The organism is Microbulbifer agarilyticus S89 (genome assembly GCF_000220505.1).
In the GTDB taxonomy this organism is placed as follows: domain Bacteria; phylum Pseudomonadota; class Gammaproteobacteria; order Pseudomonadales; family Cellvibrionaceae; genus Microbulbifer; species Microbulbifer agarilyticus_B.
Genome location: NZ_AFPJ01000051.1, coordinates 33496 through 57971 on the forward strand (window position 1 = coordinate 33496; position 24476 = coordinate 57971).

A 24476-nucleotide genomic window follows, 5' to 3' on the forward strand; every position below is an offset into this window, starting at 1 on the left:
TTTTTTGCTTTGCCGGATAAATACCGACAACAAAAAAGAGCGATTGCTAAATCAGAGCTTCATATCACCGAAGAAATTCTTCACCCCTTCAAACCAGCCGGTCTGACGCGGGGAGTTTTTCTTTTCACTCAGGGTGCCGGCGAACTCTTCCAACAGCTCTTTTTGCTTGCTGGTGAGGTTAATCGGGGTTTCCACTACCACACGGCACAGCAGGTCGCCCGGGGCACCACCGCGCACCGGGGTAACCCCCTTTCCACGCAGGCGGAACAGCTTGCCGGTCTGGCTTTCCGCGGGAATCTTCAGTTTGACCTTGCCATCGAGGGTCGGCACTTCCATTTCACCGCCGAGGGCGGCGGTAGCGAAGCTGATGGGCACTTCACAGTAGAGGTTTTTGCCATCGCGCTGGAACAGCTCGTGCTCGCGCACCATCACCTGTACATACAGGTCACCGGCGGGACCACCGTCCGGCCCGGCTTCACCCTCGCCCGCGAGGCGAATGCGGTCACCGGAATCCACACCCGGCGGTACCTTGACCGACAGGGTTTTGGTTTCTTCGATACGGCCGCGGCCATGACAGTCGGTACAGGGATCGGTAATGACCGTGCCGCGTCCGCGACAGTTGGGACAGGTCTGCTGGACAGAGAAAAAGCCCTGCTGCATACGCACCTGACCGGCGCCACCACAGGTGCCACAGGTCTGGGGCTGGGAGCCGGCTTTGGCTCCGGAACCGTGGCAGGTGCCACAGTTGGCCAGGGTCGGCACCTTGATCTTGACGGTGGTGCCGCGCACCGCGTCTTCCAGATCCAGGTCCAGGTCGTAGCGCAGGTCGGAACCGCGCGCCGGACCACGACGGCCGCCGCCACCGGCGCCGCCACCAAAGATATCGCCGAACACGTCACCGAAAATATCGGAGAAGCCGCCAAAGCCCCCGGCACCGGCGCCCGCCTGACCATCGACACCGGCGTGACCGAACTGGTCGTAAGCCGCCTTCTTCTGCGGATCAGACAGGATCTCGTAGGCCTCGTTGGCCTCTTTGAACTTGTTTTCCGCCTCTTTATCGTCGGGGTTGCGGTCCGGGTGATATTTCATCGCCACCCGGCGGTAAGCCTTTTTCAGCTCCTTATCATCCGCGCCTTTGCTGACGCCGAGGACTTCGTAGTAATCGCGTTTGGACATAGCTCTGTGTGTTCTGTTTCAACTGCTTTTTAGGCACGCCTTAAAACGGCGCAAGGCGCGAAGCCCGATTCTGATGACCGGACGTCCGCGCCTCTGAAGGTGTAAGCTTCAGGACGCCGCCGGAACTCCAGCGGCGGCCGTATCTTACTTGTCTTCTTTCTTGTCGTCTTTCACTTCTTCGAACTCAGCGTCCACGGCATCGTCACCAGCGGACTGCGCCTGCTCGCCCTGCGGCTGTTCGGCACCCGCTTCGGCGGCCTGCGCCTGCTCAGCGTACATCTTCTGGGCAACCGGACCAGACGCTTCGGTCAGCTTGGTAGTTGCTGCCTCCATGGCCGCCTTGTCGTTGCCCTTAACCGCTTCCTCGGCTTCGGTCAGTGCGGCTTCGATCGCGGTCTTCTCATCCGCAGTCGCCTTGTCACCGGCCTCTTCCAGAGTCTTCTTGGTGGCTGAGATCAGGCCGTCGAGGGTGTTGCGCGCGGTTACCAGTTCTTCGAACTGCTTATCCGCTTCGGCATTGGCCTCGGCGTCCTGAACCATTTTTTCGATCTCGTCATCGGACAGACCAGAGGAGGCCTTGATCACGATGGACTGCTCTTTGCCAGTCGCCTTGTCTTTGGCGTGCACGTGCAGGATGCCGTTGGCATCGATATCGAAGGTTACTTCGATCTGCGGCATGCCGCGCGGCGCCGGCGGGATGTCGGCCAGGTCGAAACGGCCCAGGGACTTGTTCTGTGCCGCCTGCTTACGCTCACCCTGTACTACGTGAATGGTCACGGCAGTCTGGTTGTCGTCGGCGGTAGAGAACACCTGAGATTTCTTGGTCGGGATAGTGGTGTTCTTTTCGATCAGCGGAGTCGCTACGCCACCCATGGTTTCGATACCCAGGGTCAGCGGGGTTACGTCCAGCAGCAGTACGTCTTTCACGTCGCCGCCCAGTACCGCGCCCTGAATCGCTGCACCAACGGCAACAGCTTCGTCCGGGTTTACGTCTTTGCGCGGCTCTTTGCCGAAGAACTCGGTTACCTTGGACTGAACCAGCGGCATACGCGTCTGGCCACCCACCAGAATCACTTCGTCGACACCGGAGGCAGACATGTCGGCGTCCGCCAGTGCGGTCTTAACCGGCTCCAGTGAGCGGGCAACCAGGTCTTCTACCAGGCTTTCCAGCTTGGCGCGGGTCAGTTTTACAACCAGGTGCTTGGGACCGGTGGCGTCTGCGGTGATGTACGGCAGGTTCACTTCGGTCTGCTGGCTGGAGGACAGCTCGATCTTGGCTTTTTCGGCCGCTTCTTTCAGACGCTGCATGGCCAGGGGATCACCTTTCAGGTCGATGCCCTGCTCTTTCTTGAACTCTTCCGCCAGGTAGTCGATCAGGCGCAGGTCGAAGTCTTCACCGCCGAGGAAGGTGTCACCGTTGGTGGACAGTACTTCAAACTGCTTTTCACCGTCGACGTCGGCGATTTCGATGATGGAGATATCGAAGGTACCACCACCCAGGTCGTACACGGCGATGGTGCGGTCACCACCGGCCTTGTCCATACCGTATGCCAGTGCGGCAGCGGTCGGCTCGTTGATGATGCGCTTCACATCCAGACCCGCGATGCGGCCGGCGTCTTTGGTCGCCTGACGCTGGGAATCATTGAAGTACGCCGGCACGGTGATTACGGCCGCATCGACGGTCTCGCCCAGGAAGTCCTCGGCGGTTTTCTTCATCTTTTTCAGCACTTCGGCAGAGATCTGCGGCGGCGCTTTCTTGTCGCCCTTCACTTCTACCCAGGCGTCGCCGTTCTCGGCTTCAACGATGGAGTAAGGCACCATTTTGATGTCTTTCTGCACAACGTCGTCTTTGAACTTACGGCCGATCAGACGCTTCACCGCGAACAGGGTGTTGGTCGGGTTGGTTACCGCCTGACGCTTGGCAGACTGGCCTACCAGCACTTCGTTGTCGTCGGTGAACGCAACGATGGAAGGGGTGGTGCGATCGCCCTCGGCGTTCTCAATAACGCGGGCCTTGTCGCCGTCCAGGACTGCCACACAGCTGTTGGTAGTACCCAGGTCGATGCCGATAATTTTTCCCATGGATCTAATTCCTCACTTTGCTGCGCGCCGGTGTTACGCGATATTCCGTCACCGGCGCTGCACGTTTGTATTCGGTTGCTGCTTATATTGGTGCCGCCTCTCACATTTCAAGGGCGAAACCTGTAATTCAGCGGCACAGGGAGGTGCCGCTCGCGAAACAGCGTTTGCGCTGATTCGCGGGAGCCCGGGGCGGACATGCGCCGCGGCGGGCGTCTTTTCTGCAATTCACGAATGAATTGCAGAAAACTAAACTAGGGCGCCTTGGAGACAACGACCATTGCCGGGCGCAACAGGCGACCGTTCAGGCGGTAGCCTTTCTGGAACACGTCCAGCACGGTATTGGGCTCCACATCGCCATTGGGGATCTGGGTCATGGCCTGGTGCAGTTCCGGGTCGAAGGGCTCGCCGGCCGGGTCGATTACTTCCAAGCCAGACTTGGTCAGGGTGTCGATAAAAGACTTCTGGGTCAGCTCGATGCCTTCACGCACCGCCTTTTGCGACTCGTCGTCTTTGTCGATAGTAGTGAGCGCGCGCTCGAGGTTATCCACAACCGGCAGCAGGTCCTTCAGCAGTTTTTCCTGGCCGAACTTGTGTGCCTTCTCCACGTCTTGCTGGGCGCGACGGCGGGCATTCTGCACCTCCGCCTGAGCGCGCAGCACCATGTCTTTGTGGTCGGAAAGCTGCTGGTGGAGGGAGGCGATCTCCTCGTCCTGCGCATTTTCTTCAGCCAGCGCCTCTTCCGCGGCGTGCTGCTCTGCGGCGCTCGGGTTTTCTACTTCGACGGCCTGTTCCGCCGCCTGATCGCCAGTGTCGATCTGCTCTTCTTCGCTGCGCTCTTTGGCCACTGCTTTCTCCGTCTGTGTCCTGCGGTCAACTGCCCGTTCGTCAACGGTCCAGCTGGGTGTTCAAAAGAAAGAACCCGTTCCGTCAGCCCGTTGACTGCGGGCCCTTCGCGGGTGAGGAAGGCTATATGGGGTCATTGGTACGCACTTCAAGTCATACGGGATGGATGCGCGGATCGCAGCTGCGGTGTGAAGCGAAGTGGCCCTTGGGGAGGCAGGATAATGTGCGGGCGGTCCCGCAACGAATATGATCCGGTTGCAATTAGGCCCCGTGATGATTGAAACGCTCGGGCCAAATACTGTATAAACAACCACTATCGAAACAACAACGAATGCTTTCCCATGTTGCTGCACCTGTCCATCAGTCAGTTCACCCTGGTCGACCAGCTGGAGCTGGAGTTCGGCAATGGCACCAGCACCCTCACCGGCGAGACCGGTGCGGGCAAATCCATCACCCTGGATGCTCTCGGCCTAGCACTGGGTGACCGAGGCAATGGTGAGCTGGTGCGCAGCGGTGCCAAGCGCGCCGATATCCACGCCACCTTCGACATCAGCAATCACGAAGACGCCCGCGCGTGGCTGGAAGAGCAGGAAATGGATGCCGAGCGCGAAGTGATCCTGCGCCGCACCATCAGCGCCGATGGCCGCTCCCGCGCCTACATTAACGGCCAGCCGGTAACCCTGATGCAGTTGCGCACCCTGGGCGAGCAGCTGATCGACATCCACAGCCAGCACGAACACCAGTCGCTGCTGAAAAAGGACACCCACCGCCGCCTGCTGGACGAATATGCCCACGCCGAAGGGCACAGCGCCGAAGTACGTATTCACTACAAAACCTGGCAGGACCAGTACCGCCGCTACCGCCGCCTGGCCGACAGCGCCGAGGAAACCCAGGCCCGTCGCGACCTGCTGGAGTACCAGCTGGAAGAACTGGCGCAGCTGGACCTGAAGCCCGGCGAGCTGGAAGAGCTCGAGAGTGAGCAACGCCAGCTGGCCAACGCCGGCGATATTTTGCACGGCAGCTATCAGCTGGCCGCCATGCTGAACGGTGGTGAGGGCGATATCGCTGAACAGCTGCACCGCGCACTGCAACTGGTCAGCGCCATGCCCGAGCAGAGCCCGGCACTCGCTGAAGTCGCGCAAATGCTGGATAGCGCCCGCATCCAGATCGACGAAGCGGGCAGCACCCTGTCGCGGCATATCGATAGCTTTGAAATGAACCCCGAGCGCCTGACAGAAGTAGAAGAGCGCCTGTCGGCCATCTACTCCATCGCCCGCAAACACCGCATTCAGCCAGCCCAGCTCGCCGAACTGCAACAGCAGTGGCAGCAGGAGCTGGAAGAAATCGGCGCGCCCGACGCCCTCGATAAACTGGCCGACGAGTGCGCGCAGCTGGAGCAGGCGTTCCGCGTCGCCGCCGGCAAACTCAGCAAACTCCGCACCGCCGCCGCGAAGAAACTGGCAAGTGCGGTAAACAGCCAGCTCGCCGACCTGGCGATGCCTCACGCCCGCGTCGAGTTGGCGCTCACTGCGCTGGAAAAGCCCACCGCCACAGGTCTCGAGGAAGTGGAGATCCTGATCGCCACCAACCCCGGCCAGCCGGCGAGGGCACTGGGCAAAATTGCCTCCGGCGGTGAGCTTTCGCGGGTAAGCCTGGCCATTCAGGTGGTCACCGCACAAACCTCGCGCACCCCCACCCTGGTGTTCGATGAGGTGGACGTGGGGATTGGCGGCGCGACCGGCGATGTGGTGGGCAAGCTGCTGCGCCAACTGGGCGAGCGCGGCCAGGTTATCTGCGTCACACATCTTGCGCAGGTTGCCGCACGCGCCCACCGGCAGTACCTGGTGGAGAAACACAGCGACGGCGAGGCCGCATTTGTGGCCCTGCGCGAACTGAAGGACGCGGAGCGCAGCGCCGAGGTGGCGCGCATGCTCGGCGGTGAGGCTACCGCGCAGTCCCTGGCGCACGCGGAAGAGATGCTAGCGCGGGCCTGATTGCGCCGGCACACACCGTGCGGATCAGAGAAAGTTCGGCCAAGCAGTCACAATTAGCTGGCGTTCGGGACCGAAATTGACCGAAAGTGGCGGGAGATTCACTTTATACTCCCGCGCCCGCTTAGGCGGATACGACTACACTGACGGGAATCAATTCGGTCTCACCATGCAAACCACGATTTTCAACACCCCCATCATCACGCCATTCCTGCGCTTGATTGCCAAGCTGCTGCTGAAACTGCACGGCTGGAACATCGTTGCCGATGAGCAGGCAATGAAGCTGAAAAAGTATGTGCTTATTGCCGCCCCCCATACCTCCAACTGGGATGGCTACATCTTTATTCTGGCGGCGCTGAAACTGGGGATAAACCCGCACTGGATGGGCAAAGACAAGCTATTCCCCTTCCCGCTGGGCCGTGTGGTGCGCTGGTTTGGCGGCATTCCCGTCGACCGCAGCAAGGCGAACAATCTGGTAGACGCCACCATTAACCAGTACAACGCCCACGAAGAGCTGATCATCGGCATTCCGCCGGAAGGCACCCGCGGCAAGTCCGAACGCTGGAAGACCGGCTTTTACCATATCGCCCGCGGCGCGGGGATTCCCGTTGCCTGTGGCTTCGTCGACTTCCCCAACAAGGTTGCCGGAGTCGGCCCGGTGATGGAGATGAGCGACGACCTGGAAGCCGACCTGAAGCGGCTGGGTGCGTTTTACGCGGACAAGGCAGGCAAGTACCAGAACGATTACACCCCGCCGATCTAAGCCGCAGCGTACACGGCCAACAAAAACCAACAAAAAAGGGAGCTTCTGCTCCCTTTTTTATTTGCCCAACCGTAGAAATTTGGGCTGTGTGATCAGTACTGGCCGATCAGCTCTCTTTCTTCTTCACGTACAGCACCAGGCTGTGGCCGGTCAGCTCGTAACCGTGCTCGGCGGCAATCTTGTGCTGCAGCTCTTCGATCTGCTCATTGTGGAATTCGATTACCTTGCCGGAATCGGTACATACCATGTGATCGTGGTGGTCGCCGCGGTCCAGCTCGAATACGGAGTGGCCGCCATCGAAGTTGTGGCGAATCACCAGACCGGCACTCTCAAACTGGGTCAATACCCGGTAAACGGTCGCCAGGCCCACATCTTCCCCGGCCTCCAGCAGCATTTTGTACACATCTTCAGCGCTCAGATGTTGTTCGCTGGCGCCCTCAAGCAGCTGCAGAATTTTTACACGCGGCAGCGTGACCTTTAGGCCAGCCTTGCGCAGTTCCTGGTTTTCGTTAGACATGGGTATTCAAGTTCCGGATCTTTGTGCTCTATTGATCGTCCGCCTGTCGACGGGCGAATAGTTCGGGTATTATCCACGCCCAAGGTGGACAGCGAAACCCCGACACCCGGATTCATCATCCGTGGTGCTGGCGCCCACAAGGCGGTTTCAGCCGACAGGGCCGGGAACTTAATCGCCGCAAAGGCGACTATTCTCTGTCAGGGTGGCATCACACCGTCAGGCGGCAGCGCGGGGCGCTGAATCCACCACAGGCCCAGCAATGGGCCCCGTTACGGAACCATAAAAATTTAGATGGAGCATTCAATGCCATCAGTTGTACGCATTCTGCTGATCGCCGGGCTGGTTAGCCTGGTCACCGGTTGTAGCCTGTTCAAATTCCCCGGAGTACACCGGATCCAGGTTCAGCAGGGCAATATCATCACCCAGGAAATGGTCGACAAGCTGAAGCCGGGCATGACCCGCCGTCAGGTGCGCTTTGTCCTCGGTACCCCGCTGATTGAAGACACCTTCAACCCGAACCGCTGGGATTACGTCAATCGGGTGCGCAGCCCCAAGGGCAAAGAGAGCCAGAAGCGCTTCACGGTCTACTTCAATGGTGAGCTACTGATCGCCACCAGCGGCGACTGGCAGCCCGCCGGCTGGCCCGGCTAAGGCAGTACCAAGAGCGTCAGCCACCCTCGGCCTGACGCTTCGCCTTGGCCGCCCGCTGCTTGCGCGCCTCTTTCGGGTCCGCAATCAGTGGCCGGTAAACCTCCACCCGATCCCCCGGCTGTAATACGTATTCCGCGGCAACCGCCAGCCCCTTGGTGCCTAGCGCCTGGCCAAAAATGCCCAGCTTGGCGGTGGCCGGATCGACTTCCGGGTATTCCCGCGGGATGCCGGACTGCTCCAGCGCCTGCAGGGCAGTAGTACCGGGCTCCACCAGCAGGCTCATCAGGCGTTGTTCATGGGGCAGCGCATACACTACCTCTACCGCAATCGTTTTCTGGTTGCTCATGCATTCTCTCCATAAATCTTCTTGGCCCGTTCGCACATGGCATCCACCATCTGATTGGCAATTCCCCCAAACAGCTTGCCGGCCGCGGCACCAAGCAGGCGGTTTTCTACATCAAATGCCAGGGTAAACGCGACTTTGCAGGCGTCTTCTGCCAGCGGGGTAAAGGTCCAGCAACCGTTGAAGGATCGAAATGGCCCGTCCACCAGCTCCAGCGTCATCTGCGTGGGGCGCTGCAAACCATTGCGGGTGGTAAAGCTCTGGCTGATTCCCGCGCGCGACAAATCGAGCCGCGCCTCCAGGGTTGTTTCATCCTGATGCAGTACCTCTGCACTGCGGCACCCCGGCAAAAACTGCGGGTAGCTGGCCACATCATTGACCAGGTCAAACATCTGTTCTGCACTGAACATGACCAGCGCACTGCGTTCAATTTTTGTCATTGGGTATCTTTTTCATGACTCACGGCTTGCACCATTGAGGCCGGATTCTTACCTATCTGGCGATACTGGGGGCAAATTTCGCCCGCGACGCTACTCAAGGCGGATAAATCCTGCAACAATTCGTTCTTTATCTGCTTTGCAGACGCGACCATTTTTTGCCCAGACCGCCCCCTGCGGAACGTGTACGCTCCAATGTACGCTGCAGGGGCGCCCAGCGCGGCCACGGCAAACACTCAGAAGACAAGAATAACAGGCAAGCGAGTAATCTATGTCCGCAGCTAGAGAACATTTTGGCTCCCGAATCGGTTTTATTCTGGCCGCCGCCGGCTCCGCCGTCGGTATTGGCAACCTGGTGGCCTTCCCCGTGGCCGCAACCAAAAGTGGCGGCGGTGCCTTTTTGCTGGTGTATGCGCTGTTCGTTTTCCTGATCTGCCTGCCGGTGATGATGGCGGAGCTGGCACTTGGCCGCAAAACTGATAAAGACCCGGTGGGCGCTTACCGGCAGCTCGCCGGAGGCTCCCGACTCTGGCATATCCCCGGCTGGTTGGCCCTGCTGACCCCCTTTATGATCGCGGTATTCTATATCGTGGTTACCGTATGGGTGCTCGGCTACCTGCTGGCCACCCTGACCGGTAACCTGGACCAGCTCGCCAGCGGCGAATACTTTGGCCAGTTTATCAACTCCCCGGTGGTGTTCGCTTACCTGATCGTCATGATGCTGGTCATCAATGGCATTCTGGCGCTGGGTGTGAAGGACGGTATTGAGCGCGCAGCCAAGACCCTGATGCCGATGCTGTTCGTCATGCTGGTGGGCCTGGTGATCTTCGTTCTCTCTCAGGAGAACGCCATGCTGGGAGTGAAATACTACCTGACCCCAGACCTGTCCAAGCTGAATGCGGAAGTCGTCAACAATGCCATGGCGCAGGCGTTCTTCTCTCTGTCGCTGGGCATGGGCATCATGATCACCTACGGCTCCTATATGAAGAAGCGGGACGCGATCCCCGGCTCGGCGAAAGCTGTAGCGCTCACCGACACCATGGTGGCGTTCACCGCGGGCCTCCTGATCCTGCCGACCATTTTCCACTTCAATCCGCAAATTGACCCGGCTGAGCTGAGTGACTCATCCGCGGGCATGATCTTCCTATTCCTGCCGAAGATCTTCTACGCGCTGCAGGACAACATCGGCTACTTCGGTGCAAGCGCCTTCGCATCCGTGTTCTTCTTCCTGGTACTGGTTGCCGCCATTACCTCGCTGGTGTCCATCATCGAGGTGCCGGTTGCCACCCTGTGCGACGAGCGCGGCATGGAGCGCAAGAAGGCCATCTATACGGTGGCCGCGGCACAGCTGGTTCTCGCCATCGCCTGCGCCATGTCCTTCGGCATGGCCGGCTGGCTGACCCAGTTCGTAGAAGTCGCCGGTGAAAATAAGTCATTCTTTGATCTTGTAGAACTGATCTTCTACTCTACAATCCTGCCGCTGAACGGCCTGCTGGTCTGCCTGTTTGTGATCTACAAATGGAAGAAGTCCAACTTTGATTCCGAACTCCAGGAGGGTGACAGTGGCTTTGCCGGCACCCTCTCCCAGAAATATGTGAACTTTTCCCTCGGTACTTTTATCCCGCTGATCCTGTTGCTGGTATTCATCAACACGGTGGCCGAGAAGTACTTCGGGTATAGCTTCTTTTAAACTCAGGCAACGTTGTATTCATGGCCAAGAAGAAAAAGGCCCCGACCTCAAACACCATCGCCCTCAACAAGAAGGCGAAGCACGATTACTTTATCGAGGAAAAGTTTGAGGCGGGTATGGAGCTGCAGGGCTGGGAAGTAAAGTCCTGCCGCGAGGGCAAGGCCCAGCTCACCGATAGTTACGTGCTGTTCAAAGACGGCCAGGCGTGGCTGCTGGGTGCGCGTATCCAACCGCTCGCCAGTGCCTCGACCCACTTCGTTACCGAGCCGGACCGCACCCGCCGGCTGCTGCTGAACAAGCGCGAGATCGCCAAGCTGGTGGCCGCGGTCAACCAGAAAGGCTATGCCTGCGTATGTACCGCAATCTACTGGAAGCAGCACCTGATCAAGTGCGAGATTGCGCTGGCCAAGGGTAAGGCCTCCCACGACAAGCGCGAGACCGAGAGAGAACGGGACTGGAACCGCCAGAAACAGCGCCTGATGCGCAGCGACCACCGTTGATCCGCAACTCACCAGAACATCAGAACAATAACGACGAGATTTACCATGAGTGCACCGCGAGGACAGTTCAGCTCTAACTTCGGCTTCCTGATGGCCGCCGCCGGCTCCGCCGTCGGTCTTGGCAATATCTGGGGCTTTCCCACCAACGTTGCCGCCAATGGCGGTGCCGCGTTTGTGGTGATCTACCTGGTCCTCGCCTTCTTGCTGGCCTACCCGGTACTGATGGCGGAACTCGCCATTGGCCGCTACGCGCGCAGCAATATGGTGAAGGCCCTGCGCGGTATCGCCACCGGCCCGGTCAGCCGCGCCGCCGGGACCCTGACCGGCCTTGGCGGTATTCTCGTCGCCTCCCTGATCCTGAGCTTCTACGCCATCGTTGCCGGCTGGATGGTGGCCCACCTGGCAGACCCGGTTGCCACCCTCGCAGGCGCGAAGGAAGCGGCCGCCTGGATGACTGGCGACAGCACCACTCGCAACTTCACCTTTACCGCCATTTTCAGCGGCTTCACCATGCTGATTATTGCCAGCGGCGTGGAGAAAGGTATCGAGCGCTGGTCCACCCTGTTGATGCCGTCACTGATCCTGTTGCTACTGCTGCTGATCGTATACGTGCTCGCGCAACCGGGCGCTTTCCAGGGGCTTGAGGCCTACCTGATCCCAGACTTCAGCAAGCTCTCGCCGGAACTGCTGCTGTCCGCCATGGGCCAGGCGTTCTTCTCCCTGTCGCTGGGTGTGGGCACCATGCTGATTTACGGTTCCTACCTGAGTAAAGAGGAAAGCTTGCCGCGCCTGGGCGCACTGGTAACCCTAATCGATGTGGGCATTGCGTTTACCGCCGGCCTGCTGATCCTGCCGGCCATGTATGTGGCCCAGGCTGCGGGCACCCAGATCTTCTCCGAAGCGGGTGACCTGATTGCCGGCCCGGGCCTGATCCTGCAGGTATTGCCGGCGCTGTTCGACAGCATGGGCTCCACCGGCCTGTTTGTGGCCATCGCCTTCTTTGCCCTGATGAGCATCGCTTCCCTCACCTCCTCCATCTCGATGCTGGAAGTGCCGGTTGCCTTCTCCATCGAGAGCCTGGGCCTGAAGCGCAAGCCTGCCACCCTGCTGATGGGCCTGATTATTTTCCTGATCAGCACCGTGATCATCTTTAATTTCGACAGCCTGTTCGGCCTGGTGATTTCCATCAGCACCGAATACGGCCAGCCGCTGCTGGGCGTGGCCCTGTGCATCTTTGCCGGCTGGATCTGGCGCCGCGACCAGCTGCTGATGGAACTGCAGGAAGGCCATGAGGGCATCGAAAACACCCTGTTCTGGAAGATCTGGCCCTGGTACGTGCGCATCGTGTGCCCGCTGCTGATCCTCGCGGCCTTCGCACAGACCGTGCTGTAACTGCCCGCCCGGATTATCTGACCTAAAATAGTCCTGATATTCCCTTGGGCTGCCCGCTGCGGCAGCCCAAACACTCCCCCACTGCAACTGTTCCAACCGATCGTCAATCGACGCTGCGTTTATGCCATCCAGAAAACCACCTTCGATCTTCCGCAACTCCAATCGCCGCAATGCTGGTAAATCACCGCAAAGTGGCAGCAACAAACCATCGAACGCGACACCCGAAGTGGAGATTGAGCGGTTTAGCCACGAGGTACGCGGTATCGCACGGCACGAGGGTAAAACCGTATTTGTGGATAACGCCCTGCCCGGTGAGACGGTGCGCATCCGCTATACCGCCAACCGCGCCAAGTTTGATGAAGCAGTGGCCACCGAGGTACTGACAGCCTCCCCAGACCGGCAGACACCGCCCTGCCCCCACGCAGAGGTCTGCGGCGGCTGCGCCCTGCAACAGATGACGCCCGCCGCGCAGATCGATGCCAAGCAGCAAATTCTGCTGGATCAGCTCAGCCGGTTTGCCAAAGCCACTCCCGAGCAGGTGTTACCGCCACTCACCGGCAGCACGCTCGGCTACCGCCGCAAGGCGCGCCTCGGTGTGCGTTTCGTAAAACCGAAAAGCGGCGGCAAGGCGCGCCTGGTGCTGGGCTTCCGTGAGAAAGGCTCCAACGACCTCACCGATGTTGGACAGTGCCCGGTACTTCCCGCAGAAGCCTCCGCGCTGATTCCGCAGCTGCGCGAGACCATCCTGCAGTGCGAGGGCCGTCGCAATATCTCGCATATCGAGATTGCCGCCGGTGAAGACCACACCGCACTGGTCATCCGCCACCTGCAGCCGCTATCTGAGGGCGACCGCAATGGCTGGCTGGATTTCGCCAAGCAACATCAGCTGCACCTTTACCAGCAGGGGGAGCAGGGCGATGCCAACACGCACAAGGTCTGGCCCGAATCCGGCCCGGCGCGTTTGAATTATGCATTGCCCGCGTTCGACCTGACCCTGAACTTCCATCCGCAGGATTTCATTCAGGTGAATTTCGAGATCAACCGGCAGATGGTTTCCCTAGCGCTGGAACTGCTGGATGCACAACCGCAAGACCGGGTGCTGGACCTGTTCTGTGGGCTCGGCAACTTCACTCTGCCACTGGCCACCCGCGCGCGCGAAGTGGTTGGCGTGGAGGGGCTGCTGTCGCTCACCGAGCGTGCGCGGGAAAACGCGGCGGCGAACGGCATCGACAATATCCGCTTCCAGGCCGCCGACCTGACCGAAGACTTCTCCCGCAGCCCCTGGGCGCGCGGCGGCTTCGACCGCATCCTGCTGGATCCACCGCGCAACGGCGCGCTGGAAGTGGTGCGCAATATCGGCCAGTTCAACGCCAAGGCCATCCTGTACATCTCCTGCAACCCCGCCACCCTGGCACGGGATACCGCCGAACTGATCCAACAGGGCTACGTGCTGCGCAAGGCCGAGGTAATGGACATGTTCCCCCACACCACCCACGTAGAATCCATCGCCCTGTTCGAAAAGGCCTGACCCGGTCAGGTCTTCCGGTTCACTGCACCCGCGTGAACAGTTGAGAACCACCAGTCAATCTTTTTGCAAACACACCTATTGTGACAATCCTGCTTCCGGTATAATTACTGTTACGCCTACGAGGTTCGTAGACGCCGATTCTGGGGATGACTTGGATTCGACGCCGGTGACGAAACCATGGGTGCATGCCGTGAGGGTAGCGAATCACGTAAATCCAAAGCTGCATTTTATTAGTTGCCAACGACGACAACTACGGTGCCCAACTGGCTGCATAAGCAGCCCGTGAAGCACTAACTAAGGGTTCGTCCCTTAGCGGCCCTCAGCAAGGTTCCAGTACCGCGCTGCTGGCTGTTATACAGAACTGGATCGCCGTGACACTTATCTGAGGTAGATCGGTTAAAACTTTTTCAGAATCGTCTGCTACGTCCTGCCCGTTGGGCTGTAGTGGATTAAATCAATAGACGGATCTAAGCATGTAGAGCCTCTGGCGGAGTGCTGACGGACGCGGGTTCGACTCCCGCCATCTCCACCAAATTAAAAAGGCCCGGTATCGCAAGATACCGGGCCTTTTTAATTTCCGAACAGAAAAAATTGCGGATCATTCAGCCCGGGTTCCAATCGCTACGCAAAGCAATGTAAAGCAACCGGATAAACACCCCCTTCCACTCGCAATACTCCCCCCACACAAAGCAGCCGTATCCGTGCTATGACTTATACCTAGATAAGTAGGATTCTCTTCTCAAGTATTCTGAATTAGCCCTCTGAGGGCACGCCCAAAACACAATGCATCTCGAGGCTGCCATGCGTCTCTTTCTCTCCGCTCTGTTCCTCTCTCTCGCCTTTGTCGGCTGCGGCAGCGGCGAACAGTCCGCAGAAAACAGCGCTCGCGAAGCCGTCACAAACAACCGTGACACGAAAACCGACAGCGCTAACTTAGAAGCGGCTGCCGCGCCGGACGCCGCACAAAAGAACGACAAATGGCCCGATCGTAGACACCTGCCGATTCCGCTGTCTCCTTTTACAGGCGAGATCGGAAGGACATACAAAGAATCTGAACCCAACTGGCAAGATGGCCCCATGGCCCCAGACGGCGCCCCTAACGTCGTCGTAATCTTGCTCGATGACGTTGGCTTCGGTCAGCCATCCACATTTGGGGGGCTTATCCCCACCCCAAACCTCGACCAGTTAGCTGAGGAAGGCTTGCGCTATAACCGCTTCCACACCACCGCTATCTGCGGACCCTCGCGCGCAGCGCTACTAACAGGGCGCGACCACCACGAATCTGGGAGTGGTTTCCTCATGGAGTGGGCCACCGGGTTTCCCAGCTATTCCACCTATATTCCCAAGAGCACCGCCACCATTGGTGAGATCTTGAAGGGCAACGGCTACGGCACCTGGTGGTACGGCAAAAACCACAACACCCCGGACTGGGAAACCACCACCGCGGGGCCCTTTGATCACTGGCCTACCGGTATGGGCTTCGAATATTTCTATGGCTTCAATGCCGGGGAAACGCACCAGTTCTATCCGGTGCTGTTCGAAAATACCCTGCCCGTCGAGCCGGACGAGACACCCGAAGAGGGCTATCACTTCATGACGGACATGACCGACAGGGCAATTGCGCGCATGAAGTTTGCCAAGTCGGTTGCGCCGAAAAAGCCCTTCTTCATGTACTTCGCTCCCGGCGCGATGCACGCACCTCACCATGTCACTGCAGAATGGCGCGAGAAGTTCAAGGGAAAGTTCGACATGGGTTGGGAAAAGTATCGCGAGCAAGTTTTCGCTCGGCAGAAAGACATGGGCATCATTCCCGCCGATACCAAGCTGACGCCGCGTCCGGAGTGGGTACCAGCCTGGGACTCCCTCAACGACGAGCAGAAGACGCTCTACACCAAACTGATGGAAAACTTCGCCGGTTTTTTCGCGTTTACCGACCACGAAATTGGTCGCCTGCTTGATGCCATCAAAGAGCTACCGGATGCAGACAACACCATGATCATCTATATCGCTGGTGATAATGGTGCGTCTGCCGAGGGCGGCCCCGATGGCACCCTGAATGAGATCCGCGCCCTAAACGGAATACCGACTAGTATCGAAGAGAATCTTGCCAATATCGACAAACTGGGCGGCCCCGAGTCGGAACCCCACTACCCGGTTGGCTGGGCCTGGGCTGGCAATACGCCGTTCCAGTGGGTCAAGCAGGTCGCCTCGCACCTCGGTGGAACCCGTAACCCGATGGTGATCAGCTGGCCTGCCAAGATCAAACCAGACGGGCAGGTCCGCGACGCCTTCCTGCATTTGGTTGATGTGGTACCAACAATCCTGGAAGCGGCAAATATCCCGATGCCCGAAACGGTCAACGGTATCGAGCAGAAGCCCCTCGCCGGCAAATCTTTTCTCGCCAGCTTCACCAATCCGGAATTCAAAGGGCGTCCGGAACAGTACTTCGAGGTATTCAGTAACCGCTCCATGTACTCCGACGGTTGGAAGGCCAATGCCCAGCACACACTGCCCTGGCGCCAGGACCTTGCCCCGGGCAACTGGGACAAGGACGAGTGGGAACTCTATAACCTCGAGCAGGATTTTTCTGAGGCTAACGACCTGGCGCAGCAGAATCCAGACAAGCTTGCAGAGCTCAAGAAAAAGTTCGATGAGACCGCGAAACGAAAAGAGGTGTTCCCGCTGGACGACCGGGGTGCCGCAAGACTGGCCATGCCAAAGCCTCCGGTACCCGGTGCTGACACCAGCTCCGGGACATACACCTATTACCCCGGTGCTACACGGATTGCAGAAGTCGCAGGCCCGCCCCTGAAAAATGGTTCCTGGACACTCACCGCTGAGCTAAATACGGAAGGTAGTGACACCGAAGGGGTTGTGATGGCGCTCGGGGGCGTTGCTGCGGGTATTGTCCTCTACCTCGATGACGGTATTCCCATATTCAATTACAACTACTTTGAGGAACACACAATCCTCAAAGGCGACAAGCCCCTGCCCGCCGGCGATGCAACCGTCTCGGTAGATTTCGATTATAAGGGCTCCGAGCCAGGTGGCCCGGCCACCATAACGCTAAAGGTAAACGGCCAAGAGGTCGCCAGCGGAAACATGGAGGCTACGGTTGGCGGGCGGTTTGGTATCGATACCTTCGGGATCGGCGAGGATACCGGCCAACCCGTCACTCACGAGTACAAGCCACCTTATCCGTTCACTGGCGAAATTAAGAGGGTTGTTATCACTACCGGTAAAGGTGACACGACACCATGATGTGAACCGCCCCTCCCTTAATACTCGCCTCAGGCGACTCATAAAAGCCTCGGCAGCCCAGCGCTCCCGAGGCTTTTTCTCATCTCCCTCGCATCTGAAAGGCCTGCTCTGCCCATCAAACCGCAGTATGGTGACTCGATTCATTACTGGCCAGAGGCCGGCAAGTTAAACCACAGCCGGGTTATCTGCGTATTCATATCTTAGGCCACTACTCAAAGTTCCCATGTGCTATGCGTCCTGCGAGGCGCTCTGCCTGCGGTTGACCTTGTTGCAAGATTATCTTGGAATGGCAAGGTTCATCCTTGTGACTACGGCACAGTATTGAGCTAGTTGAATCGGCATCTTTTCCTTAGACCAATAGCGAGAACACAATGAATATCAATAAACTTAAGCTAAAAACGGCTGGCATCCTGTGTGCGAGCGCTGTGGCACTGGCGGCGGTTGCCTCGCCGGCGCTGGCACAGGAGCCCTCAACCACAGCCATCGATGAGCAGTACACATGGGACCTGACCGAGTTCTACGCCACCAAAAAGGACTGGGAAGCTGAGCTGGCACGGCTGAGCGGCGAAGTTGATAGCCTGAAAGCGTATGAGGGGAAGCTGGGCGATAGTGCCAAGAGCCTGTTGAACGCGCTGGATGCACAGTCTGCGTTAGCTAAAGAACTGTACCGGGCATGGACGTACGCCTCCAATATCCGCAATACCAATCTGGGGGATGCAGAGGGCCAAGCCATGGTCGGTCGCCTGCAGGCGCTTTCACAATCCATCAGTGCCAGCCAGAGCTTTATGGCGCCTGAAATTGTCGCGTTGGGCGAGGAGCGTATCGAGGGCTTTATCCAGCAAGAGCCGGGCCTGGCAAAACATGCGCACTCCCTAAGAGATACCCTGCGTCAGGGTAAACACGTGTTGTCGCCGGAGTCAGAAAAGGTACTCTCCCTGATGGGTACTGCACTATCGGCATCGGAGAACGCGCGTCAGATTTTGGCAAATGCGGAGATAGAGTGGCCGACGATCACCCTGAGCGATGGAACCGAGGCACACCTGACCAATGCTGGTTACACACTGCATCGCGCAGCGCAAAATCGTGAAGACCGCGAGGCGGTGTTTGACGCTTTCTGGGGCAAATACAAAGATTTTGAAGGCACCCTTGGCGCCACCTTAAACGGTGAAGTGCAGGCGAATGTTGCCACCGCCAAAACCCGTAACTACGACAATACGCTGCAGTACTTCCTGTCCGGGGACAATATCCCGGAAGAGGTGTACCGCACGCTGGTTGGCGTTACCAACGAGCGAATGGATGTGCTGCACCGTTACTTCGAGCTGCGTGGGCGCATGCTCGGTATCGAAGACCTGGGTTATCACGACATCTACCCGGATCTGGTGAAGACCGACCTGACCTTCCCGATTGATGAAACACGTGAACATATGCTGGCCTCCCTCGACATTATGGGGCGGGAGTTTGCCGACAAATTCGCCGAGGCCTCTAGCGACCGCTGGATGCATGTGTACCCACAACCGGGTAAGCGCTCTGGCGCCTACATGTCTGGCTCAGCCTACGATGTGCATCCACTTATCCTGCTGAATCACCAGGACAACTACAACAGCGCTTCCACCTATGCCCACGAGTGGGGGCACGCGATGCACAAGGTGTTGACCAACGAGAACCAGCCCTTCGAATTGTCTAACTTCTCGATTTTCACCACCGAAATTGCGGCAATTGCCAAGGAAATCATTCTACAAGAACACATGCTGGAACAGGCAAAGACCGAAGAGGAACGTTTGTTCTACCTGGGTTATGCCCTGGAGCAGATGCGCGGGACCTTCTTTCGACAGGTGATGTTCTCCGAGTTCGAACTGGCAATCCACGAGGCGGTCGAGCGCGGTGAAGCCATGACCGGCCCGCGCATGACGGAAATCTACGGTGAAATCCTCAAGCGCTACCACGGCCACGACAAGGGCGTGATGAACATTTCACAGCGGGAAATGATTGAGTGGGCCTACATTCCGCATTTCTACTACAACTTCTATGTGTATCAGTATGCGACCTCAATTGCAGGTGCGGCCTACTTCGTTGAGCAACTCAAAACCGGTGGCGATGCCGCGCTGGATACCTATCTCGCGTTCCTCAAGGCGGGCGGTAACGATTACCCGGTGGAGATCCTGAAGAAAGCCGGCCTCGATATGACCAGCCCGGCTCCATACAACGCGGTAATCAATCGTATGGAAGTGGTTATGGATGAGATCGAAGCCATACTGGACAAACGCGGCTAACGACGGAACCCGCGATAGCCACTATCGCATCCCCCAAAAAAAGAAAGCCCCGGTCGCAAGACTGGGGCTTTCTTTTTTATAGCCATTTAGCAGCGGGTAGCCTGCGACTACTTCAAGCCCTGCCGAAACGCGTAGAGCGTATCCGCCAGTGCGTCCATGGGTGTATCAATCGCCTCAACGATCTTCTCCGGGCTGCCATAAAGACGCACAGCCTGATCTTGCGGCGCAATCTCCAGCAGGAAGGCGCCACCCTCAGAATGGCCAGCGATATTCAATGTCAGGTTGTTCTGAAAGCGCACTTTATCACCGTAGCCCGGACGGATACGAAAACCCACCGCATTGAGCTGCTGCAAGATAAGGTCGCGATGAATAATATGCTCTGCCAGGTTGAGGGTTGCGTCACTAGTGGCCCGTTCATCCAGGATCAATTGCACTCCGCCAATATAGCCGTATTTTTTTCCGCCTTCTTCGGCGCTGGCATAGGCTTTATTGTCACCGTAACTTTCTGCAGGAATCTTGTCCGCATCGTAATGGATAGAGGCGATGGTTACCCCGTGCTTTACCGCCGCCTGCAAAATCTGGTCGTACTGTGTATATGCTGTATCAAACGTGGCTTTATTTTGGATATCTTTACCGGCAACCATATCTTCAACATTGAGAATATGTGTGTTCAGGCCCCGGCTAATCAGCTTGCTGTTGAGGCTTTGCAAGGTTGGGTCGATAAACAGGCGCTCTTCGCCATTGGCCCCGCCGCTGGATAAATTGAGGTGATCGGGCAAGGTGTGATCCGACACCAGCAGCACATCGACCGTTGCCATCTTTGCCAACGCAGGACCAATATCCGTATTGGCAGTGGGCATAGCAGGCTTGCCGGCACAGCCCGCAAGATAAGTGAGGGCCAGTAGAAAGAAAAATAACGAATTTAAGCGCACACTCTGCATAGTTATACCTGTAGCAACGATGCTTTTATTTAGAAACCTGAAGCCTAAGTTACGGTATACCCGTGCAAATGATAGTGACCTTCCATCGTTTGCGCCGATGTGTGGCCCTGTGGACACCACGCCGTAGTCCCGCGCACAATTCAGCCCCATTTCATGCTGTTGAGGCATCACAGCGTGTCGAGGATACTAGGTGCCGCCGCAGCAGCGCTGCCGAATTCAAACGAAGTACAATTCCAATAAGGTAATCATGACGCTACCGAAAACATTCCCCCTGCAGAAAATCCTTTATCGTTGGGCTTACCCCGCGATCATTGCCGTGATGGCGCTGGCACTGTGGCAATACCCCGCGTGGTTTGGCCCCGAGCTGCCGGAGCAGGCAGAAGTCCAGCAGGAAGAACTGCCAAAATACGGCAGGGCTGAGCGGGAGACGGTGGCAAGAGAGTTCCGCGCGGCCTGGGTGGCCACGGTGGCCAACATCGACTGGCCGAGCCAGCCGGGTTTGCCGGTAGCGCAGCAGCAACAGGAGGCCATCGCCCTGCTGGACAAGGTTGCTGCGGCGAACATGAACGCAGTGATTTTTCAGGTTCGCCCGCAGGCCGATGCCCTGTATGCCAGTGAACTGGAGCCCTGGTCTTACTACCTTTCCGGCGAGCAGGGTAAAGCGCCCGAGCCCTTGTATGACCCACTTGCGTTCTGGATAGAACAGGCCCACCAGCGCGGCCTTGAACTACACGCCTGGGTGAACCCATACCGCGCCCACCACACCCAGGGCGGCCCTGTATCTGAACACTCCATCGTCAACACCAAGCCGGAGTTGGTCGCAAAGCTGGCCAACGGTATGTACTGGATGGAGCCCACCCGGGAAGAAACCATTGCGCATTCGCTATCGGTCATCACGGATATTGTGCAGCGCTACGATATCGATGGCATTCACTACGATGACTATTTCTACCCCTACCCTTCCTACAACGAGGGTGCCCCCTTTCCCGACCGTGACAGCTACACCGCCTACCAGCAGCAAGGCGGTCAACTTGGCGTGTCCGACTGGCGCCGAGCGGCGGTGAACCGTTTTGTTAAAGATATCTACCGTGAAGTAAAACGCATCAAGCCGCACGTGAAAGTCGGTATCAGCCCCTTCGGTATCTGGCGCCCCAAGTACCCGGAGACCATCGCCGGGTTTGACCAGCATGAGCAGCTCTATGCCGACGCCCGCCTGTGGCTGAATGAAGGCTGGCTGGACTACTTCACGCCGCAGCTGTACTGGAATATCAACCGCGTGCAGCAGAGCTTCCCCATGCTGCTGGCCTGGTGGCAGGGCGAGAATCATCAGCAACGTCACCTGTGGCCGGGTCTGAGCAGTAACCAGGTGGAAACAAATCCGGGCATCGACGAGATCATCAACCAGATTCTGTTTACCCGCGCGCTACTGCAAGAACAGACCGGGCAGGTTTTCTGGAACGTGAAAACGGTGAGTGATAACCCCCGGTTTGCACAAGTGTTGAAAGATACGGTGTTCTACCAGCAGGCCCTGGTGCCCGCCTCACCGTGGTTGGACGACACCGCGCCGGCCGCACCGGAGGTGCGCTACCAGTCAAACACAGACGGGTTGAGCGTCAATTGGGAACCACGCGGTGACGAGGCCGCATCCCGCTGGCTGCTGTACTACCAGACCGGCGGCAAGTGGCAATATCGGATTTTCACCAAAGATATCCACAACCACCAATTCAAACAGCAGGCTGAGGTCTCAGCCATTGCGGTTGTCGCGGTAGATAGAAATGGATTGGAGAGTGAGCGTGTCGATCTGCAGGTAGCGTATGAGTGAGCCTCGGCTTGTGGACAGGTTATGGGCGGATCACCGCCCATATACCCCGGTGTTCAAGCCAGCTGATCTGGGCCGACCTCAACTACCAGTTTGCCGAAGTTTTCACCCTGCAGTAAGCCAATAAATGCTGTGATTGCATTTTCAAGGCCTACCACTTTGTCTTCTTTGTATTTGATTTGACCCGACATCAGCCAGGGCACCATGGCCTGCTGGAATTCTTCATAGCGGTGGCCGTAGTCGTCAAACACGATGAAGCCCTGCATTTTTGCCCGTTTCACCAGTAAATTGCCCATCAGCATGGGCATGCGATCCGGCCCCGGGGGTAAATCCGTTGCATTGTACTGGGCAATCAAGCCACACAGTGGAATGCGAGCCTTTGGGTTAATTAATGGCAATACCGCATCAAACACCTTGCCGCCGACGTTTTCATAGTACACATCAATGCCATCCGGGCAGGCTTTGGCGAGTTGCTCGCCTAGGTCGTCCGCATGGTGATTGAGGCAGGCATCGAAACCGAGTTCATTCACCGCGTAGTCGCACTTTTCCTGGCTACCCGCTATCCCCACCACGTTACAGCCCTGAATCTTGCCGATCTGGCCCACCAGGCTACCCACCGCACCGGTCGCGGCGGCAACCACCAAAGTTTCACCGGCTTTGGGTTGGCCAATATCCATCAACCCCATATACGCGGTGAGCCCGGGCATCCCCAGTACCCCCAGGCCATAGGATGGGTGGGGCATGGCGCTATCCAGTTTGATCAGCCCCTCGCCATCCGACAGGCTATAGTCCTGCCAGCCGCCAAAGGCCACCACCAGGTCGCCCTTGGTGAAACCTGCGTGTTTCGATTCCTCCACCCGGCAAATACTGCCACCCACCATTACCTCGTCAATGGCGACTGGGTCGGCATAAGATTTTGCATCACTCATGCGCCCGCGCATGTATGGGTCAAGCGACAGGTAGATGGTGCGCAACAGAATTTCTCCGTCGCCGGGTGTTGGCACCGCCCCTTCTACCACATTGAAGTTGGCTGGTGTCGGCGCGCCATGGGGGCGAGCGGCCAGGGTAATCTGACGGTTAACGCTGCGGCTTTGAGTCATACAGGTACCTTTTCAACTGGCGTATTCGCACGAATTGCTCCCTCATTGAACCTAGCAGAGACTTACGTGTTGTCACCTTCGGGGGGAGTCAGCGCATCCCGTGGCGCAAATATCCAGCCCTCATCCACGGGCGCGTGCACATCCGGGTGGCTCAGCGTATCGGGCTCACAGTGAAACAACCAAGCAACCAGTGCACACAACAGCGCGTCGCGTTTGTCCTCGTGATCGATGCCAAATTCAAAGCCGGCCATATCCCATGCATGCAGCGGGTCTCGCGTATCTTGCACAGGTGCGCCCCGGTAATCCTCGAGTAACTTGTGGACGAGTGGCGATGGCTTGCATGCGGATGGATAGGCTTCAAACGCTGTGAGTGCAGAACCACCGTGCCAAACCCCGGCGGTTTTAGTTGCAGGGGCGAAACGAGCGAGCACATGCATGCCCTTGGTGGCCTGGCTGCCGATCATATCTTTGACCGGAGACAGCGGCCGCAGGCCGTGCCGGAACAGGAATTGTTCGGTATAACGAAACAGGTAGGGGTTTGTGGCCGACTGATGAATTGCACCGGCCGCCGCGCCACCGGTTACCAGCTGTTGAAAGGCCTGCGAAAAGCCCAAAGGTGTATCGATTGCCAATACCACTGGCGGCAGGTCATTGGTGGGCGGGACGCCACAGCACTCGAGTAACGCACGGACCCACGCCTGGGTAGAATCAGCCTCGTTGATCGCCGCACGCAGGTTACCGCGCCAGGGGCGACCGAGGACATTGCGCCCGCGATCGAGGATAACCAGCGCATCGCGGCTATTCGCGTTGTTATCGCAGTTCCAGCCGCCCACATCCCAGCCGACAAACAGCGTCTCAGAATCCTTACCGGTGTGCATCGCTTCCAAACCAGGTCAATATTGATCCACCTAGGATAAAGGAAGCTGGGGCGGCAAGCGGAGGAAACGGTGACTCAACGACCTTTTTCTTTGCGAATTTCCTCAATGAAATCCACGGTGATCTCTGAGATACCCCTCTCGCGCGCGGCCGCTTCTACTTTCTTCTTCACGGTGCCACGCACAAATGCCGGAACAAAGTCCATCGACAGCTCCGCAGCCATATCCCACTTGATCTCAGACTCACTCATAACACAGCTCACTTACACATTATTTGTCAGGTTAGGTATATAACCG

20 protein-coding genes and 1 other RNA gene are annotated in these 24476 nt (G+C 58.0%); 11 read left to right on the top strand and 10 right to left on the bottom strand.

Translation table 11 applies throughout. The features are described 5' to 3' along the window. Positions 1–51: 51 nt before the first annotated feature. From dnaJ to grpE, 3 genes are all read right to left on the bottom strand, one after another. The gene (gene dnaJ, locus AS89_RS0114920; RefSeq protein WP_010133521.1) at positions 52–1176 is read right to left on the bottom strand and encodes a molecular chaperone DnaJ; all 1125 of its coding nucleotides are present in this window, start codon (positions 1174–1176) and stop codon (positions 52–54) included. Positions 1177–1320: 144 nt separating this feature from the next. Then, positions 1321–3258, bottom strand: a complete 1938-nt coding sequence (gene dnaK, locus AS89_RS0114925; protein ID WP_010133522.1) for a molecular chaperone DnaK — start codon at positions 3256–3258, stop codon at positions 1321–1323. Between the two features lie 251 nt (positions 3259–3509). Then, positions 3510–4103 carry a nucleotide exchange factor GrpE gene (gene grpE / locus AS89_RS0114930; protein ID WP_010133523.1) on the bottom strand — a complete coding sequence of 198 codons (594 nt, stop codon included), beginning with the start codon at positions 4101–4103 and terminating at the stop codon, positions 3510–3512. Between the two features lie 339 nt (positions 4104–4442). Here grpE and recN point away from each other — a divergent pair, with 339 nt between their 5' ends. Continuing rightward, positions 4443–6095 (top strand): DNA repair protein RecN, encoded by a 1653-nt coding sequence (gene recN, locus AS89_RS0114935; protein ID WP_010133524.1) that lies wholly within the window; start codon positions 4443–4445, stop codon positions 6093–6095. Positions 6096–6261: 166 nt separating this feature from the next. Then, a complete protein-coding gene (locus tag AS89_RS0114940) occupies positions 6262–6855 on the top strand; it encodes a lysophospholipid acyltransferase family protein (protein WP_010133525.1) in 594 nt (197 codons plus the stop codon). Positions 6856–6961: 106 nt separating this feature from the next. On the opposite strand, the gene fur is transcribed toward AS89_RS0114940, so the two are convergent. Continuing rightward, positions 6962–7372, bottom strand: coding sequence for a ferric iron uptake transcriptional regulator (gene fur / locus AS89_RS0114945; RefSeq protein WP_010133526.1), 411 nt, complete (start codon positions 7370–7372; stop codon positions 6962–6964). A gap of 303 nt (positions 7373–7675) precedes the next feature. On the opposite strand from fur, the gene AS89_RS17845 reads away from it, so the two are divergent. After that, positions 7676–8023 carry an outer membrane protein assembly factor BamE gene (locus tag AS89_RS17845; RefSeq protein ID WP_010133527.1) on the top strand — a complete coding sequence of 116 codons (348 nt, stop codon included), beginning with the start codon at positions 7676–7678 and terminating at the stop codon, positions 8021–8023. Between the two features lie 16 nt (positions 8024–8039). On the opposite strand, the gene AS89_RS0114955 is transcribed toward AS89_RS17845, so the two are convergent. Then, the gene (locus tag AS89_RS0114955; protein ID WP_010133528.1) at positions 8040–8369 is read right to left on the bottom strand and encodes an RnfH family protein; all 330 of its coding nucleotides are present in this window, start codon (positions 8367–8369) and stop codon (positions 8040–8042) included. Beyond that, positions 8366–8806 carry a type II toxin-antitoxin system RatA family toxin gene (locus AS89_RS0114960; protein ID WP_010133529.1) on the bottom strand — a complete coding sequence of 147 codons (441 nt, stop codon included), beginning with the start codon at positions 8804–8806 and terminating at the stop codon, positions 8366–8368. The genes AS89_RS0114955 and AS89_RS0114960 overlap by 4 nt, the downstream gene beginning before the upstream one ends. Before the next feature lie 268 nt (positions 8807–9074). On the opposite strand from AS89_RS0114960, the gene AS89_RS0114970 reads away from it, so the two are divergent. The 7 genes from AS89_RS0114970 to pepF all read left to right on the top strand — a co-directional run bounded on the left by AS89_RS0114970 (position 9075) and on the right by pepF (position 19444). Then, positions 9075–10493, top strand: a complete 1419-nt coding sequence (locus AS89_RS0114970) for a sodium-dependent transporter (protein WP_010133531.1) — start codon at positions 9075–9077, stop codon at positions 10491–10493. Positions 10494–10513: 20 nt separating this feature from the next. Beyond that, positions 10514–10993 carry an SsrA-binding protein SmpB gene (smpB, locus tag AS89_RS0114975; protein ID WP_010133532.1) on the top strand — a complete coding sequence of 160 codons (480 nt, stop codon included), beginning with the start codon at positions 10514–10516 and terminating at the stop codon, positions 10991–10993. 45 nt (positions 10994–11038) lie between these two features. Further along, positions 11039–12385, top strand: a complete 1347-nt coding sequence (locus AS89_RS0114980; RefSeq protein ID WP_010133533.1) for a sodium-dependent transporter — start codon at positions 11039–11041, stop codon at positions 12383–12385. A gap of 121 nt (positions 12386–12506) precedes the next feature. Further along, positions 12507–13913 (top strand): 23S rRNA (uracil(1939)-C(5))-methyltransferase RlmD, encoded by a 1407-nt coding sequence (gene rlmD, locus AS89_RS0114985; protein ID WP_010133534.1) that lies wholly within the window; start codon positions 12507–12509, stop codon positions 13911–13913. A 142-nt stretch (positions 13914–14055) separates the two neighbouring features. Further along, positions 14056–14445: a transfer-messenger RNA gene (gene ssrA, locus AS89_RS18485) on the top strand. 269 nt (positions 14446–14714) lie between these two features. Then, positions 14715–17174: an arylsulfatase gene (locus AS89_RS0114990; protein WP_010133535.1), complete on the top strand. Its 2460-nt coding sequence runs from the start codon at positions 14715–14717 to the stop codon at positions 17172–17174. 371 nt (positions 17175–17545) lie between these two features. Further along, the gene (gene pepF, locus AS89_RS0114995) at positions 17546–19444 is read left to right on the top strand and encodes an oligoendopeptidase F (protein ID WP_010133536.1); all 1899 of its coding nucleotides are present in this window, start codon (positions 17546–17548) and stop codon (positions 19442–19444) included. A gap of 107 nt (positions 19445–19551) precedes the next feature. Here pepF and AS89_RS0115000 read toward each other — a convergent pair whose 3' ends face one another. After that, the gene (locus AS89_RS0115000) at positions 19552–20556 is read right to left on the bottom strand and encodes a hypothetical protein (protein WP_138976418.1); all 1005 of its coding nucleotides are present in this window, start codon (positions 20554–20556) and stop codon (positions 19552–19554) included. A 76-nt stretch (positions 20557–20632) separates the two neighbouring features. Here AS89_RS0115000 and AS89_RS0115005 point away from each other — a divergent pair, with 76 nt between their 5' ends. Beyond that, the gene (locus AS89_RS0115005) at positions 20633–22207 is read left to right on the top strand and encodes a glycoside hydrolase family 10 protein (RefSeq protein ID WP_202798412.1); all 1575 of its coding nucleotides are present in this window, start codon (positions 20633–20635) and stop codon (positions 22205–22207) included. A gap of 53 nt (positions 22208–22260) precedes the next feature. Here AS89_RS0115005 and AS89_RS0115010 read toward each other — a convergent pair whose 3' ends face one another. The 3 genes from AS89_RS0115010 to AS89_RS18490 all read right to left on the bottom strand — a co-directional run bounded on the left by AS89_RS0115010 (position 22261) and on the right by AS89_RS18490 (position 24430). After that, positions 22261–23304, bottom strand: coding sequence for an NADP-dependent oxidoreductase (locus AS89_RS0115010; RefSeq protein ID WP_010133539.1), 1044 nt, complete (start codon positions 23302–23304; stop codon positions 22261–22263). A gap of 62 nt (positions 23305–23366) precedes the next feature. After that, positions 23367–24182 (bottom strand): DUF429 domain-containing protein, encoded by an 816-nt coding sequence (locus AS89_RS0115015; protein ID WP_033230621.1) that lies wholly within the window; start codon positions 24180–24182, stop codon positions 23367–23369. A 74-nt stretch (positions 24183–24256) separates the two neighbouring features. Further along, positions 24257–24430 carry a light-independent protochlorophyllide reductase subunit B gene (locus tag AS89_RS18490; protein WP_010133541.1) on the bottom strand — a complete coding sequence of 58 codons (174 nt, stop codon included), beginning with the start codon at positions 24428–24430 and terminating at the stop codon, positions 24257–24259. Positions 24431–24476 lie beyond the last annotated feature (46 nt).